At 28.3% G+C, this 16,501-nt stretch carries 16 protein-coding genes and 1 tRNA gene; all 17 read right to left on the bottom strand.

The window, feature by feature from the left end; translation table 11 throughout:
- Positions 1–75 precede the first annotated feature (75 nt).
- Positions 76–1,266 carry an acetate kinase gene (locus tag T434_RS0100500; RefSeq protein WP_026399444.1) on the bottom strand — a complete coding sequence of 397 codons (1,191 nt, stop codon included), beginning with the start codon at positions 1,264–1,266 and terminating at the stop codon, positions 76–78.
- 80 nt (positions 1,267–1,346) lie between these two features.
- On the bottom strand, positions 1,347–2,021 hold the full coding sequence (trhA, locus tag T434_RS0100495) for a PAQR family membrane homeostasis protein TrhA (protein WP_026399443.1): 675 nt from the start codon (positions 2,019–2,021) through the stop codon (positions 1,347–1,349).
- Between the two features lies 1 nt (position 2,022).
- Entirely contained in the window at positions 2,023–2,547 is a 525-nt protein-coding gene (locus T434_RS0100490) for a tRNA (cytidine(34)-2'-O)-methyltransferase (RefSeq protein ID WP_026399442.1), read from the bottom strand.
- Positions 2,544–3,950, bottom strand: a complete 1,407-nt coding sequence (locus T434_RS0100485; protein ID WP_162150553.1) for an MATE family efflux transporter — start codon at positions 3,948–3,950, stop codon at positions 2,544–2,546. The genes T434_RS0100490 and T434_RS0100485 overlap by 4 nt, the downstream gene beginning before the upstream one ends.
- A gap of 28 nt (positions 3,951–3,978) precedes the next feature.
- Complete coding sequence (locus T434_RS0100480) at positions 3,979–5,424, bottom strand: nicotinate phosphoribosyltransferase (protein WP_026399440.1); 1,446 nt, start codon at positions 5,422–5,424, stop codon at positions 3,979–3,981.
- A gap of 81 nt (positions 5,425–5,505) precedes the next feature.
- The gene (locus T434_RS0100475) at positions 5,506–6,681 is read right to left on the bottom strand and encodes a PTS sugar transporter subunit IIC (RefSeq protein ID WP_026399439.1); all 1,176 of its coding nucleotides are present in this window, start codon (positions 6,679–6,681) and stop codon (positions 5,506–5,508) included.
- A gap of 117 nt (positions 6,682–6,798) precedes the next feature.
- On the bottom strand, positions 6,799–7,458 hold the full coding sequence (locus T434_RS0100470) for a metal-dependent transcriptional regulator (protein WP_026399438.1): 660 nt from the start codon (positions 7,456–7,458) through the stop codon (positions 6,799–6,801).
- Positions 7,459–7,477: 19 nt separating this feature from the next.
- A complete protein-coding gene (locus T434_RS0100465) occupies positions 7,478–8,590 on the bottom strand; it encodes a metal ABC transporter permease (protein ID WP_026399437.1) in 1,113 nt (370 codons plus the stop codon).
- Positions 8,587–9,645, bottom strand: a complete 1,059-nt coding sequence (locus tag T434_RS06255) for a metal ABC transporter permease (protein ID WP_162150552.1) — start codon at positions 9,643–9,645, stop codon at positions 8,587–8,589. The genes T434_RS0100465 and T434_RS06255 overlap by 4 nt, the downstream gene beginning before the upstream one ends.
- A gap of 8 nt (positions 9,646–9,653) precedes the next feature.
- On the bottom strand, positions 9,654–10,364 hold the full coding sequence (locus T434_RS0100455) for a metal ABC transporter ATP-binding protein (RefSeq protein WP_026399436.1): 711 nt from the start codon (positions 10,362–10,364) through the stop codon (positions 9,654–9,656).
- 12 nt (positions 10,365–10,376) lie between these two features.
- Positions 10,377–11,288, bottom strand: coding sequence for a metal ABC transporter solute-binding protein, Zn/Mn family (locus tag T434_RS0100450; protein WP_026399435.1), 912 nt, complete (start codon positions 11,286–11,288; stop codon positions 10,377–10,379).
- Between the two features lie 176 nt (positions 11,289–11,464).
- On the bottom strand, positions 11,465–11,647 hold the full coding sequence (locus T434_RS06250; protein WP_210997077.1) for a DUF4250 domain-containing protein: 183 nt from the start codon (positions 11,645–11,647) through the stop codon (positions 11,465–11,467).
- A 94-nt stretch (positions 11,648–11,741) separates the two neighbouring features.
- Positions 11,742–11,824 (bottom strand) — tRNA-Leu (locus tag T434_RS0100440).
- Between the two features lie 14 nt (positions 11,825–11,838).
- Positions 11,839–13,035, bottom strand: coding sequence for an alpha-monoglucosyldiacylglycerol synthase (gene mgs / locus T434_RS0100435; protein ID WP_026399434.1), 1,197 nt, complete (start codon positions 13,033–13,035; stop codon positions 11,839–11,841).
- Positions 13,016–14,083: a lysylphosphatidylglycerol synthase transmembrane domain-containing protein gene (locus tag T434_RS0100430; protein ID WP_026399433.1), complete on the bottom strand. Its 1,068-nt coding sequence runs from the start codon at positions 14,081–14,083 to the stop codon at positions 13,016–13,018. Before T434_RS0100430 ends, mgs begins: the two co-directional genes overlap by 20 nt.
- On the bottom strand, positions 14,084–15,760 hold the full coding sequence (gene argS / locus T434_RS0100425) for an arginine--tRNA ligase (RefSeq protein ID WP_084300985.1): 1,677 nt from the start codon (positions 15,758–15,760) through the stop codon (positions 14,084–14,086). It lies immediately after the preceding gene.
- 83 nt (positions 15,761–15,843) lie between these two features.
- Positions 15,844–16,491: a hypothetical protein gene (locus T434_RS0100420; protein WP_026399431.1), complete on the bottom strand. Its 648-nt coding sequence runs from the start codon at positions 16,489–16,491 to the stop codon at positions 15,844–15,846.
- Positions 16,492–16,501: the final 10 nt, after the last annotated feature.

The raw sequence follows: 16,501 nt of genomic DNA, 5'->3' as shown, positions 1-16,501 counted from the left end.
TCCGAATAAAAAGATACATATCTATTATAAGATATTTATAGTTATAAAAGAAAATAAAACTACAAAATTGTAGTTTTACTTCTTAAAATTACCTAAGCGAATAACGTCTCTTGCAATCATAACTTCTTCATTTGTTGGAATTACCCAAATTTTAACTTTTGATGTATCTTTAGAAATTTCTTTATCGCCTCGTGAATTATTCTTTTCCTCGTCAATTTCGATACCTAAAACTTCTAATCTTTTACATACATTTAGTCTAAGTTCTTTTGAGTTTTCACCAATTCCTGCTGTGAAAACTAACGCATCTAATCCACCAAGTAAAACATAATAGCTTGCAATATAGTCTGCAATACGTTTTGATTGAATATCTAATGCAAGTTGGGCACGTTTGTTTCCTTGTTCAGCTGCTGCAATAATGTCTCTTGAATCGTGTGATACACCTGAAACACCCAAATAACCACTGCTCTTATTTAATTCATTTAATGTCTTTTCTAATGAATAACCTTCTTTTTTATTCATTAATTGGAAGATAGATGGATCAATATTACCGCTTCTTGTTCCCATAGGAATACCTTCAAGTGGTGTTAATCCCATTGAAGTATCTACACTCTTACCGTCTAATACTGCTGTAATTGATGCGCCATTACCAATATGACACACAATAATCTTAGAATTTTCTTTATTCCCTAATCTCTTAATTGCTTCTTGTGAAACATATTGATGGCTTGTTCCATGTGCACCATATTTTCTTACACCATGTTTTTCATACCATTCATATGGTACAGCATATAAATAGTTTTCAGCTGGCATCGTTTGATGGAAAGTTGTATCAAACACTGCTACTTGTACAACATTAGGTAAAATTTTTCTAAATGCATTTATACCAATAATGTGTGCAGGATTATGTAATGGTGCTAAGTCATTTAATGATGCAATTTTTAAAACAACTTCATCATCGATTATGACAGAATCTTTAAATAACTCCCCACCTTGAACAACACGGTGACCAACACCTTGTATTTCATCTAATGTTTCGATGACTTTATGTTCTATTAAACTATTAATTACTAAATCAACTGCAACTGAGTGATCTAAAATAACTAAATCTTTTGAAACGAATTTTTCACCATTGAATTTTAAAGTGAATTCAGCATTATTATTTCCAATTCTTTCAACAATACCACTTGCGATTTCAAGTTCTTCTGGCATTCTTAATAATTGAAACTTTAAACTTGAACTTCCGGCATTTACCGACATGATTTTCATAATCTAATTACCTCACATTTCCTTATTTATTGTAACGTAAATGATGTAGAATTACAAACATTTACAAACTTTATCTTGAATTATATTAAATAAAGGTATATTGCAAAAAACTGTAATATAGTACCAATCGCTACCCATATATGCCATAAAAAGTGAAAATATCTTATATCAGATTTAGCATAAAATATAACACCTACTGAATATGCTAAACCACCTAAAAAAATTAAAATAAACGCCATTGGTTTTTGATTAAATAAATCTGTTGCAAATATTAATGCACTCCAACCAAGTATTAAAAATATAATAACATGAAGTGCTTGATATCGATATACCCATATTGACTTAAATACAATACCTACAGTAATAACTATCCATTGAATAATAAATAAACTTAATCCGGCATCTAAAAATCCTTCAATACCTAAAAAATACTTATCTCTTAATGATGGTAAGAGTAATAAAGCAGGTGCAAATGTACCACCTATTAAAATATAAATAGATATGTGGTCTAATCTCTTAAATACACTTTTAGATTTCGTAAATGCTAAAGCATGATAAAGTGTTGACATAGCGTATAAAAGTATTATTGAAATCCCAAATACAATTGCAGATAACATTTCCCATGGTCCATCAGCTTTTAGAATTAACAATACTAAAGCTAAAACACCAAAAAGTGCCATAACACCATGTGAAACGGAATTCGCTATTTCTTCACCAACAGTTTGATTCCTTTTTATTTTTTCTTTTGCTGCCATACTAATCCTCCGTTACTGTTAATAAATAATTTTTCCCCTTTAATGTATCTGGTTCTTGTAATTCTAAATTGGGAAATCCTTTTTGTCTTAAAATCTCAAATATACATATAGCTACGCAGTTTGATAAATTAAGACTTCTAATTTTATCGTTGCTAGGAATTCTAAATGTATTTTCAAATTGTTCTTTTAATAAGATTCTATTAATTCCATGTGATTCTGAACCAAATACTAAATAAATATCTTCATTAATTTCATTATATTTTGGTTCGTGATATGCATGTTTTCCGTATCGTGTTAGAAAAAAATATTTTCCTTGATGTGTTTTAATAAATGACTCCCAATCAGGATAAATATCATATTCAATATGATCATAATAATCAACTGCACTTCTTCTTAATTTTGCATCATCTATTTTGAAACCTAGCGGTTCAATTAAATGTAATTTCACATTTGTACCAACACAAGTTCTCATAATATTACCTGTATTTTGTGGTATTTCAGGTTGACATAAAACAACGTGAATCATGATGTGACACCTTCTTCTAAATTTACTTTAATACTTAAATCAATTTTCTTTCTTTGATGGTGTGCGTAGAATAATGCTGTAATATTAGAAAAATTCATTGCAATCCAAATGATACTATAACTTAAATTTGGAAAACCAAAATATAAAATAATGAGTGATGGAATTCTTAATATCCAGAGTCTAAATGATTGAGATTTCATACCGAGTCTGGATTGACCGGATCCATTAAAAATAGCCATATAATTTTGGAAAATAGCCATAAATGGTTGTGTAATTAGTAACCATATGGTGTATTCTTTAGATATTTCAATTAAATTTGGATTATTTTCTCCAACTAAAGCTGTAACAAATGGTTCTCGATAAATAATAGCGATTGATATTGCAATAACTGTAAGTGAAAATGTTATTATTCCTGATTGGCGATATATTTTTATAGCACGTTCTGGCTTTTTGTTACCAATATTAGCTCCAATGAATACAGCACTTATCGTTGTAATTGCATATATTGGATTCATCAATAAATTTGATAATTTATTTCCTGTTGAAAATCCTGATGCAATTGTATCACCATATGCAGTTAAAATAAATGCATTGATTAATAAAAATCCAAAATAAGTAATTGCATGTGATAAAGTAGCTGGATAAGCAAATGGCCAAATTTCTTTAACACTTTTAATGTTTGGTTTTATATCATTTAGTTTTAAACGCATATGTTTTCTTGAAATAAATAAATCAAGAATCATAAATGGAACAAACGCCCAGTTACCAATTAATGTAGCCCAAGCACTTCCAGCAACCCCCATGTTAAGAACTGAAACAAAATACCAAGTTAATATAATATTTGTGATAATTCCTAAAATATTTAAGCTCGTAGGAATTAATGTTGATCCTTGAGATTGACGTATCGCTTGATAAACAGAAAAAAATACAACTGCTATCAATTCAAGAGATCGAATATTAAAATATTCTAAACCAAATTCATATGTTAAATTCTTAGCACCCATCCAATCGATAATAAACCACGTTGTACTAAGAACAAAAAATGTTAATATTAACCCTACAATAATTGATATAAAAACAAATTGTCCTGCAAAATATCTTGCTTTATTTTCTCTTTTTGCACCAAGATATTGAGAGACTACAGTCATAGTTGCAATTGATAACCCAACACCTAATGCTAATAAAAGGTTATTGTATGATTCATGTAAATTCAATGCAGCAATCGCAGATTCAATTGCCTCTTTACTTGCATCCATTCGAGAGACAAAATATATATCAACCATCCCATTAAATGACTTAATAAGGTTATTTACTAAAATCGGTAATGATAATAACAACATATAAGCCCAAGGATGTTTACCTTCGATCATTCTTCGAGTATTTTTTGATATTTGCTGATCCATATGTATAGCTTCTTTCTAACTTTTATATTTAATTTTTTGTTTTATGTGATGTGATAAGTTCTTGTCTTAAATCCCATAATGGTTTAGATAAATCCACATAGTATTCGTGTGGATTTTTTAATCTTGTAACTTCTTTCCATAAAGTATCAAATAATTCAATTTTACGTTTTCTAATTTCAACTAACGATGGTTTCTTGTATACAAGTTTTCCATTTTTATAAATTGGTACTAAAAGTGGTTCTGCTTTGAAATTTGTAACTAATTTTTCTTTCCAAGGATAATTTGGATCAAATAGTAAATATGGTTTACTTTCATCAATCACTTCATCATGTAATGTAATGACATCTGCAATTGCCTTATGATCCTCATCATAAAAACGATATACTTGCTTAAATCCAGGAATAGTTGTCTTTGCAACATTATCAGAAATTTTAATTTTCGGTATGTATGTATTGCCTTCTTTAATAGCAGATAATTTATAAACACCACCGAAAACTGCTTCACTTCTTGCAGTAATTAAGCGTTCGCCAACGCCAAATGAATCAATTTTAGCATCTTGATGTGTAACTAGATCACGAATTAAAAACTCATCTAATGAGTTAGAAACAGTAATTGTCACATCGGTTAAACCTTGTTCATCTAACATTTCTCTTGCTTTGTTAGAAAGATAAGCTAAATCCCCAGAATCAATACGAATACCTTTCAAACGTTTTCCCATTGGTTGTAATACTTCAAAATGTGTTTTAATAGCATTAGGTATACCCTGACCTAATGTATCATAAGTATCTACGAGTAATATTGTATTATCTGGATAATTTAATGCAAAACTCTTAAATGCTTCAAATTCATCATCAAAAGATTGTATATATGAATGAGCCATTGTACCAACAGATGGAATACCATAAAGTTGTTCAGCAATAACATTTGATGTTCCAATAACACCACCAATATATGCGCTTCTTGCACCTAAAATCGATGCATCATATGAATGTGCTCTTCTAGCACCAAATTCAAATACTGGTCTCCCTTTAGCTTCACGTACTATGCGTGATGCTTTGGTTGCAATTAATGATTGATGGTTTAATGATAATAAAATAAATGTCTCAACTAATTGACATTCAATAATAGGTCCGTGAACGATTAGAAGCGGTTCATTTGGAAAAATCGGTGTACCTTCCTCTATCGCATAAACATCTGATGTAAATTTAAAAGTTTTTAAATATTCTAAAAAACCATCATCAAACATTTTTTTACTTCTTAAAAACTCAATTTCTTCAGGATCGAATCTTAAATTTTCTATATAATCAATAATTGATTCTAAACCTGCTAAAATTGCATATCCTCCATCATCTGGAACCTTTCTAAAAAAAACATCAAAAACAGCTATTTCATCTTTTCTGCCATCTTTGAAATATGCGTTAGCCATTGTTATTTCATATAAGTCTGTTAACAATGTAAATTTTCTTTGATCCATATTATCACCTAATTCTATTTTATCATTATTAATACAATAAACCATTCAAAAGTAAAAAAAATCCCTATTAAGGGATTTTTATTACAATGTAGCATCTAAAACTAAATCTTCCGCTTTATAAAGATTAAGTTTTAAAAATAAAGAATCTAATGCGAACACTAATCCTGCAGGGAAAGATACTTGTACTAAAACAAATAATACACTTTGAACATTAAATCCAGATATTGCTAGCGTTTGTAGTTGTCCTACTAATCCACTGGACCCCATACCTGGCCATACAAAATGTCCAGAAGCCAATTCTCCATTCGCACTTAATTCAGCAAATGTTTGAATTAACCAGTCATATCCACCAAAAATTAAATATGTTATTGGTGGTAAAAGTAATGATGTAATTAATGTTGGTACCCATACTAAAGGCTTTTTCATAATATTCTTAAATTGGAACATACTTGAAGCAAGTGCTATTGAAAATATCGTTCCAGCATTATTTTTTCTTGCAGATTGTACTGCAAAACCAATCATTTGAGCACTACATCCAACAACTGCTGCTGCCATAGCAATAACAGTTTGTGTTGGATAAAGAGGATAACTTACTGAAAACACCGCAACCGCTACACCAGCTGATGATATAAATGGTAGAGTTAATAAAATACCAAAAATTAATCCAATGAATGCTGATGTTGTAAAAGGTTCAATATCAATAAAAAATGATATCATTTGGCCAATTAGAAACATGAGTCGATCAATAGGCCATGATACGATATAACTCGCTAATACAGCACCTAATACACCAACAATAGGAATAAAAAATAAATCATAATTTGTTTTCTTTTTAAAAATACTTTCGATGATGAAATACGTAATAATAACTACAAAATATGCAGTAATTGGATTAGGACTTGAAAGATTCATATCACCATAAAAACCAGGTAATGAAAAATCTATTTTAAGCATTGTTGCTATTCCACCAGCAACAGTTAGCATAACCAGTTTAAGACCACTGAGTTTTAAACCTAAAGCAATTGATAATCCTATTCCTGCTCCTGTTAAAGCAGTTAATATGCCAGATACTCTAGCAAAAACATTATATTCACTTGGTAAACCTATTAATACCAAAATGGTCCCCAATGTTCCAATTATTGCACCAACAACAATTGTTCCAAAAATTCCAAATGTCATGGAATTGAGTGTTGTGTATAAAAAATCTTTTACACGTTTTAATTTATCGTTTGAAATATTTTTTTCACTTGTTGTCATTCTTTTCATCTTCTTTCATTATATTTTCACTAATCCATAATATATCATTTTTTATATCATTTTGCTATCTATATACAAATAAAAGGTTATATCAAGAGATATAACCTCATATTTAAATTATATTTTTGATATTTCTACAAATAACATTGATGCTATATGATAGTTAATATCATATTGAATTTCATTATTTTTTAAAGTTATAGTTTGCAAAAAATCATCAATATTTACTACTTCAAATGAGTCATATAAATTAATGTTTAATGTGTCTAAATAATGAAGTAAATCTTTTTTATCAAGCACTCTAACTAATTTAAATTTATCTCCTTTTTTTAAATCAATAAGTGGGGTAATGCTAATTGGTTTTACTTTTCCATCGACAGAAGGTATAGGATTTCCATGCTGACAGTATTTAGGTTCACCTAAAAATTCATATAATTTATCTAAAATTTGATTATTTGAAACATGTTCTAACATTTCAGCATTTTCATGAACATCCGACCAATTAAAACCTAGTTTTTGAGTTAAAAAAACTTCCCATAAACGATGTGCTCGAATCATTTTTATTGCGATATCCAATCCATCTTTTGTTAAACTTACACCTTTGTACGGTATAAAATTAACTAATTTTTTATTCTTCAGCTTTCTTATCATTTCGTTAACTGTTTGATCTGTAAACCCAAATTGATATGCTAATTCAGATGTTTTTACCATCTTTCGATCACGTTCGACAGTCAACTCATATAAAGCTTTAATGTAATCTTCTTCTGCTCGATTCATATATAAATTACCTCTTTCTCTATCGAGAATACACTTTATTCATATAATCTATGTGTTCTATCCCTTTGGTTGTTAATATTATCATATCATCATTCACATAAATTAGTCCAAGTTTATATGCTTTTTTATAAAACTTATCAAAAAAATTTTTATTCCAATTTAATGCTATCTGTGCATTCTCGATAGATATTTCATTCAATGCATTTTGAGTATTTTGATGATTATGTATATGTGTTAAAAATGTCATTAAATTAAAATCATTTCTTTGAATTCTTTTGTTAATAATTGTTTTAATCATTCCTTTAGGTGCAAATATAAATACAATTAAAAATGTTATAAGTGTCATAATTGAAATAACACTTGATATACGTACGTCTAGTATAAATGCCACACTATAACCCATAATACAGTTCAATGATGCAAAAATAACAGAATATATAATTGTATGACATAAATTTTTAGATATTAACAAAGAAGTCATAGTCGGTCCTATCATCATAGAAATTACTAAAATTGAACCAACTGCTTCAAATGCCGACACAGCAGTTATTGAAACTAATGACATAAGTACATAATGGATGATAATTGGACTTATACCAAGAATACTTGCTAGGGCACTATCAAAACTTACAATCTTTAATTCTTTATAAAAAGTTATTATAAAAAATAAATTAATAAGTAAAATAATTGACATAACCCATAAATTTTTCGGACCTAAAATAAAATTTCCTATAATTAATTTGTTTAAAGCGCTAAATTCAAGTTTACCAAGTATAACAGCATCAATATCTAAATGTACATCTCTAAAATCTAAGCTAATTAATATAACCGCAATGCTAAATAATAATGGAAAGGTTACCCCTGTTGCTGCATCTTCATTAATCTTTCTTGTTTTTACTAAAAGTTCAATTAAGTATACTGTTACCAATCCCATCGTTGTCGCACCAATAAATAACAACGGAGATTGTAAATCTTTTACAAATATGTAAGCTATAACAATACCTAATAAAATTGTATGACTTATAGCGTCAGTCATCATACTCATTTTACGTATTACAAGAAATACACCAACTATGCTACATGTAATTGATGTGATAAGTGCAATCAAAAAAATACTAATCTCATAATTCATCTGACATCACCACTTAATATTTTTTTTATAATTGATCTACCTTTATTTGATAAATTTATACTTTTATCATCACTTATATAGACATATCCTTCATTAATAAGAAAGTTTGGTATATCATAAATTTTTAAAGATTTATCGTTATTTTCATAAATATGTATCAATATGCGATATCTTTTAATCATTTTTTTATATTTTATATTCTTAAATTTTATAAACAATATACCTCTTTTGGGAGCAAATATAAGTGATAAAAACACTAAGGATGCCAAGCAAACTACAATAACCGGTCCTGTTGGTAAATGACTTATTTGACTTGAATAAATTGTACCAATTATTGCAGAGATAACACTAAATAAAGTTGCAATAAGTACGTTGTAATTTAATCTATTAGACCACTGTCTAGCTGCAACTCCTGGAGCAATTAATAATGCACTCATGAGTATGACCCCAACTGTTCTTATACCAATAACAACAACAATAATCGTTAAAAATGTAAAAATTGTGCGCATTAATAATGAACTAAATCCTAGTGACTCAAAAAACTGTTCATTAAATAGATAAAGTTTAATTTCTTTCCAAAATATAATAAGTATAAAACTTACTAAGAAAGCGACTATTCCAATTAAAATGACATCACTTAATAACATCGTTGCAGCTTCACCAAATATAAACTTATTTAATCCAGCAGATGCTGCATCCCCTTTACCTTGAACAATTTGCAATAAAATTTGACCTAATCCAAAAAAAGATGATAACACGAGTGCAAGTGATGCGTCATATTTTATTTTTGAATATCTTTTTATCATTTCAAGTATAAAGATTGATACAGCTGCGGAAAAAGCTGCCCCTAATAGAAGTATTTTCATATCTTTATTGTGTGTTAATATGTATGCTAATACAACTCCAGGTAATGTCGCATGCGAAATAGCATCTCCGATTAAAGCTTGTTTTCTCAATATTAGAAAAACTCCTAAAAATGAAGCTGCCATACTTAGAAGCATAGTTCCTAATATGATAACAAATAACGTATAATTATCTATGATAAAATCGAGCATAATTTCACCTACTCTTTTGTTTGATATGTTTTTTTAATCATTTCAGGTGTAAATACTTCTCTTACTGTTCCATATGCGATAATCTTTTTGTTTAATAAAATTACATCATCAAAATATTTATCAACAGTTTCTAAGTCATGATGAACTACAATTACTGTTTTATTGTTTTCCTTCAAATTTTTTAAAATATCTACAATTGCTTTTTCAGTTTTTGCATCAACACCCTGAAAAGGCTCATCCATTAAATATATATCTGCTTGCTGTACTAAAGATCTCGCCAAAAATACACGTTGTTGTTGACCGCCTGACAATTCAGATATTTGTCTATCTTTGTAATCTATCATATCTACTTTCAAAAGCGCATCATAGACAATTTCTTTATCTTTTGAACTTGGACGTTTTATCCAACCAATATGCCCGTATCTTCCCATCATAACAACATCAAAGACTGTTGTAGGAAAATCCCAGTCAACAGAGTTTCTTTGTGGTACATAAGCTATTCTTTTTCTTACATCTTTATAAGATTTTGATAAAATCTTTATACGTCCACTAACTGGTTTTATAAGATTTAATATACTCTTAATTAAAGTGGATTTACCAGCCCCATTGGGACCTACAATTGCCACCAATCTTCCTAAAGAAATATTAATGTCAACATCCCATAATATTGGTTTTAAATCGTATGATACTGTTAAGTCATCAATTTCTAACGCAAACATATATATCCCCCTTTATTTTAAATTATCTACGATGGTATCAACATTCTTTTTAACCATTTTTATATATGTATTATCATCTTCATTTGAACCTAGTGAGTCCGAATGTAATTCTCCACCAATTTTTAAATTATGACCTTTAACTTTAGCACTTTGTATAACAGATTCAATTGTTGTATACGGAACAGAAGATTCTATAAAAATTGCATTAACTTTATGTAAAGCTACGAAATTAGCTAATGATTCAATATCTTTGGCACTTGCTTCAGTTTCAGTTGAAATTCCTTGTATAGAATATAATTGAAAATCATATGCTTTACCAAAATAACTAAATGCATCATGTGCTGTGACTAAAATTCGTTTATCAATATTCAATTCATTAATACGCGATAAGACATATATCTTTAATTCATTTAGTTCTAATACATAATTTCTATAATTATGTTCGTATATATCTTCACACTTTTTATCAAATGCAATTAATCTATCTTTGATAATTTTTGCTGTATCCATCCAAAGATCAATATCAAACCATATATGAGGATCAACTTGACCATTCTCATCATAAATAAGTTTACTTTCATCTAAATATTTCCCAATATTTAACAATTTATCATTTTCAAAACCATCAAGAACATTTAAAAGTTTAGCTTCTAAATGTAGACCGTTTGCAATTATTAAATCTGATTGAATCAAAGCTCGGACATCACTTGGACGTGGTTCAAAACTATGCGGATCTACGCCAACTTCCATCAATGTTTTAACATTAACTCGTTCTTTGCCTAATTCTTTTGTTAAATCAGCTAACATAGTCGTCGTAACTACAATATTAACCTTACCTTCAATGTATTCATACTTTTTAATTTCACAACTTACACATATAAAAGACAAAATCATATAAGTAATAAGCATAATGATTTTTTTCATGATTTCTCTCCTTTTTTATGGTATACCTTAATTTTTTATTAAGTTTATCATTATTTTATATAATAAGCAATAAATTTGATTTGATTAATAAAAAAATGCTGTTATAACAGCATTTATAATTAAATCTAATACGTGTAAATATATATTTCTATATCAACAAAACTTAATAATCTATATCAAGTAATTTTCAATTTGTATTGATTTGATGATTCATCATATATATAACCAATTGAAATTAAAATTTGATCAATTTCATCTTTTGATAAGTCTAAATCTTCACATAAGTCATCTATCGATTTATAAAAATCACGAAGTTTTGTGTTTATATAACTTAGTAAAATATTAGGTTCTTTAATCATAATACATCCCTCTTAATAGCGATTTTAACACTTAAGTATCCTTTAAACAAATAAAAAAGTTTGATAACTTAGTATCAAACCAATTAAAGCTATGTGGTGGGCGATGTGGGACTTGAACCCACATGGTTTCCCGACGGATTTTGAGTCCGTTGCGTCTGCCGATTTCGCCAATCGCCCATATAAAAGCCTAATTATTTAGGCTTTTTCTTTTCATTTCTTTCTTCAATAACTTGTGTATAAAGCTTAACTAAGTTTTTTGCATATTGTTCTTTTGAATACGGTTCAACACTCTTTCGAGCATTCTCTTTTAATATATTTAAGTCAATTTTTTGTTCTTGAATATCTTTTAAAATTTGAACTAATTCACTAGTCTGTTTGAAAAATATTCCATTTTCTCCATGCTTTACAAAAGAATCAAATACATCATCATATCTAACTACAATTGGTAACGATGCAGCCAATGCCTCAACATATGTTAAACCTTGTGTTTCTGTTGTCGATGCATTTAAAAATACATCTGCAACTTGATAATACAATCCGACTTGATCATGACTTACAAACCCTAAAGTTTTAATAAAGTCATTTCCTTTAAATTTTCTAATATGATTTTCTAATTTAACTCTATCTGGACCATCACCGACGATAAAGAATACTGATTTTGGATAACTTTGATGAAATTCAACAAATCCATCAACTAAATCTTCAATTGACTTTTCTTTTGCAATACGTGCTACGATAATAGCAACAAAATCGTCTTTTTTTATTCTGAGTTTATCTTTAAGAGCTTGTACTTCTTCATCAGAATATGATTCTTTGTAAAATGATTTAAGTTCAATACCAGAAGGTATAATTGTAAATCTACCATCGTGTTTCAACTTAATCATTTTATCATAAATTTTCTTAGTTGGTACAATTGTCATATCGACTCTTTTTGTATATTTATTATTAATCATACCTGCAATACGCTTAGCTATCATTGGTGTAAAGTATGTCATGACTTTTGAAACATAATGTGTGTAATCTTGGTATGATGTATGAAGCGTATATACTGCAGGAATATTAAATTTTTTCATTGCTGATAAGCCTAATTGACCAACAGAAAATTCTGTATGAATGTGTATTACATCTAATTCTAATTTCTTAACTAACTTTAAATATCTTTTAGCAAATAATACCCATCTAAAGTCCTTTAATCCTTTTTTAGGAACTCTAATACCTTTTAGACGGATAACATGAGGATCTAGTTCTTCTTTTTGATTAGGGCCATAAGGTGTTATGACATAAACCTCGTGTCCTAATTGTTCTAATCCTTCTTTAAGTGTTTCAATACTTGTTACAACACCAGAAATCAATGGCTTGTAAGCATCACTAAATATCCCTATTCTCATCCGTTACAACTCTTTTCTTTTGTAAAATTAAGTACCCTATAAATCCATATAACATACTAAAATAATATGTTGCTATACGCCATAGTAACATAATAGTTACTAATTCTGTTGTATTACTTTGATTTATAAACAATCCTGCCATTAATCCAGTGAATGCTGCTTCAGTACCACCAGATGCACCAGGTAACGGTACAAACATCATTGTATTTACAGCAATTACACTTGCAAAAATCATATATATATTGTCACTCAAATCAAAAGAAAAATCAAGTGACATAGCTATAAATACGGTCGTTAAATATGTAAGGATAATGGATATCAATTTCGTAAAAGTTCCTAATATAAATACACGTTTTTTAGTAAATAAGAATCTAACACCATTTTGGAAGTTACCAACAAAGTTCTTTGTTTTATTTTTAAAATTTGTTGCATGTTTTTTGGTTAATTTAAATCGCTGGAAAAACCCAAACATGTTTTCGAACAAACGGTAAACTTTATTTACATAGGCCATTAAAAACATCATGATAAGTATTAAAGTATTAATAGAATATCCAATGAGAATATATATAACATTAATACCCATTGCTTGATAAATTTTATCCCAAAATAAAATAATACACAAAGTTGATAAAATAACGGTAACGATTTGATATAATATAAAATTTACAGCTAATACAGATGTTGATTCTTCTACTTCAACATGATGTTTATGATAATAATAAATTTGAAAAGGTTGAGCTCCTGATGAAAATGGTGTAATACCATTAAAAAACGGTTCAACAGTTTGGATTAAAAAACCTGTCCCAAAACTAAGTTTTTTATTTATCGCACGTAAAACAATAAAACTTGAAAGACTCATTAATAAAAAACTAATCAAAGCAATAATAAGCGCAATAATAAAATAATGAATCTTTATATTTGAAATGGTTTGTAGTAATGTTTCAAAATCATTTAAACTACCAATGATTGTTATCATTGATAACATAATGATGATAACAACTACAATATTAATCCATATTTTTTTTTGTGACTGATTATTTTGATCCATCTACATTGCCTCTAAATAACCAATACCTAATAGTCTTAATCCTTCAATTAAAACTGTTTGAATTGCAGTTACAAGATAAATGTTTGCTTGTAGTAAATTTTGATCATCAGCTAAAATTCTAACCTTTCCATAGAATGAGTTGAATTCTTGAGCTAATTGTAGTAAATATCTAGCGATTACTGATGGAGAATTTTCATTTTGAGCACGTTCTAATACAACTGGAAACTGATCAATGAGTTGTACAAGATTAAAGTATACATCATTTGTATATGTTTGATAATTTACAAGATCAAAGTTTAAGTTAACGTTTTTTAGCATACTAAATATTCTCACAATAGAATATTGTAAGTATGGTCCTGTTTGCCCTTCAAACTTAACCATTTGCTCTAAGTTATATTCTACATCTAAATGACGTTCATTTTTTAAGTCATTGAATATAATTGCACCAACACCAACGGTTTTTGCAACTTCTTCTTTATTTTCTAAATTTGGATTTTTTTCTTCAATAGCCTTTTTAGCATTTGAAATTGCTTCATTGATGACATCCATTAATTTTGTATATTTACCTGTACGTGTAGACATTTTCTTTCCATCTTGAAGCACTAAACCAAAGTTTACATGAACTAAATCAAAATTATAACCCATTAAATCAGAAACTTTTTTAAGTGATTCAAAGTGTAATTTTTGTTCATTGCCCACAACATATAGGATTTTATCAAAATTATATGTATCTTTTCTATACAATAATGCAGCTAAATCTCTAGTTGCATATAGTGTAGCTCCATCGCTACGTTTAATAAGTACTGGTGGATAATTTTCACCAATGAAGACAACTAATGCGCCTTCATCTTCTTTAATTAAATTTTTGTCTTCTAATTCTTTAACAACTCTATCCATCTTGTCATTATAGAATGCTTCACCATTAAACGAATCAAATTTTACATTTAAAAGATCATACATTTCCATAAATTCTTTAAGTGATTGTTCTCTAAAAAATTCCCAAAGTTTTATATACTCAGGATCACCTTGTTCAAGTTTTAAGAAAGCATCTCTACCTTCTTGCTCTAATTCAGGATGATTAGCAAGTTCATCATGGAACTTAACGTATAATTTTTGAAGCTCAGAAATTGGATTTTTTTCAATTAATGATTCATTTCCCCATTTTTTATATGCAACAATCATTCGACCAAATTGAGTTCCCCAGTCACCTAAGTGGTTAATACCAATGACATGATATCCATTTTTTTCATAAATTAACTTTAAGGAATTTCCAATAACCGTAGAACGTAAATGACCTACTGAAAAACTTTTTGCAATATTTGGTGAACTATAATCGATGACAACAGTTTTACCATTTATATCTGAACTACCATAATTTGATTTTTTTAAATGTACTTCATCTAATATATTTTTAGCTAATATTTCTCTATTTAAATAAATGTTTAAAAATCCAGATACAAATTCATCCTTTAAATAAAGTGGATAATCTTTTATAACATCGCTGAATTTGTGATATACATCCATCATTGGTAATCCTAGAAGTTTAACAAAACCAAAAAGAGGGATACTCAAATCACTTTGTCCTTTTTTTGGTGTTTCAACAACTATACCTGATATATTCAATTTATTCTCTAATAATTTTTTTAATTCGACTTTTACTTGATTTATCATGGCCATACCTCAATTCAATTTATTATAACAAAAATTATAAAAAATATCATCAAAAGATGATATAAAAAACAGTTAGTTCATACTAACTGTTATTTTAATGAAGCGATTAGTTTGTTGTCTAATACTGAATCATAGAATTGAATTAATTGTAATGGAATGTTTGAACTTGTTAATACTGCATAGTCAACTAATTTTCCATCAAACAATACAAGAAGCATTGGAATTGTTTCAGATGCAAATTTATTATCATAACGATTTTTAATTTGATCTACAAATTCATCAACTTTATCAGATGAAAGTTCATAGTAAACTAAATCAATTTTTTCATCACCTAATTCTTTATATAAATTAGATGCTTCAATTGATGGTTTTACTTCACTTGAACCATATAATCTTGCATAAACGTTACTTAAAGTTGTTGATCCATTTTCAATCGAAGGATGACTTACGAAAACTATTGTTAATTTATCGTTTCTTTCCCCCATAGAAAATACACCTTTATTAATACCTAAGAATCCATCTTCTAAACGATCAACAATAATATATTTATTATCTCTAGGTAATTTTTTCTTAAAATCATATTCAGTAGCTATACCATAATATGTATTATAAAATACTTCTTCTTTTGATGGTTGAATTAAAATGACTAAACTTACTAATGCAACAACAATTGCAATAATCGCTGTCCATGTCAACCAGTGTACTTTTGATTCAATTGCTTGATATTTTTTCGCCATCACAATACTC

Source organism: Acholeplasma equifetale ATCC 29724 (assembly GCF_000687735.1).
Taxonomy (GTDB): Bacteria; Bacillota_I; Bacilli_A; order Acholeplasmatales; family Acholeplasmataceae; genus Acholeplasma; species Acholeplasma equifetale.
This window is presented reverse-complemented; position numbering and strand designations above follow the sequence as displayed.

Coding starts and splice junctions, on each gene's coding strand:
- T434_RS0100500 (WP_026399444.1), bottom strand. CDS start 1,266: ATGAAAATCATGTCGGTAAATGCCGGAAGTTCAAGTTTAAAGTTTCAA.
- trhA (WP_026399443.1), bottom strand. CDS start 2,021: ATGGCAGCAAAAGAAAAAATAAAAAGGAATCAAACTGTTGGTGAAGAA.
- T434_RS0100490 (WP_026399442.1), bottom strand. CDS start 2,547: ATGATTCACGTTGTTTTATGTCAACCTGAAATACCACAAAATACAGGT.
- T434_RS0100485 (WP_162150553.1), bottom strand. CDS start 3,950: ATGGATCAGCAAATATCAAAAAATACTCGAAGAATGATCGAAGGTAAA.
- T434_RS0100480 (WP_026399440.1), bottom strand. CDS start 5,424: ATGGATCAAAGAAAATTTACATTGTTAACAGACTTATATGAAATAACA.
- T434_RS0100475 (WP_026399439.1), bottom strand. CDS start 6,681: ATGACAACAAGTGAAAAAAATATTTCAAACGATAAATTAAAACGTGTA.
- T434_RS0100470 (WP_026399438.1), bottom strand. CDS start 7,458: ATGAATCGAGCAGAAGAAGATTACATTAAAGCTTTATATGAGTTGACT.
- T434_RS0100465 (WP_026399437.1), bottom strand. CDS start 8,590: ATGAATTATGAGATTAGTATTTTTTTGATTGCACTTATCACATCAATT.
- T434_RS06255 (WP_162150552.1), bottom strand. CDS start 9,645: ATGCTCGATTTTATCATAGATAATTATACGTTATTTGTTATCATATTA.
- T434_RS0100455 (WP_026399436.1), bottom strand. CDS start 10,364: ATGTTTGCGTTAGAAATTGATGACTTAACAGTATCATACGATTTAAAA.
- T434_RS0100450 (WP_026399435.1), bottom strand. CDS start 11,288: ATGAAAAAAATCATTATGCTTATTACTTATATGATTTTGTCTTTTATA.
- T434_RS06250 (WP_210997077.1), bottom strand. CDS start 11,647: ATGATTAAAGAACCTAATATTTTACTAAGTTATATAAACACAAAACTT.
- mgs (WP_026399434.1), bottom strand. CDS start 13,035: ATGAGAATAGGGATATTTAGTGATGCTTACAAGCCATTGATTTCTGGT.
- T434_RS0100430 (WP_026399433.1), bottom strand. CDS start 14,083: ATGGATCAAAATAATCAGTCACAAAAAAAAATATGGATTAATATTGTA.
- argS (WP_084300985.1), bottom strand. CDS start 15,760: ATGGCCATGATAAATCAAGTAAAAGTCGAATTAAAAAAATTATTAGAG.
- T434_RS0100420 (WP_026399431.1), bottom strand. CDS start 16,491: ATGGCGAAAAAATATCAAGCAATTGAATCAAAAGTACACTGGTTGACA.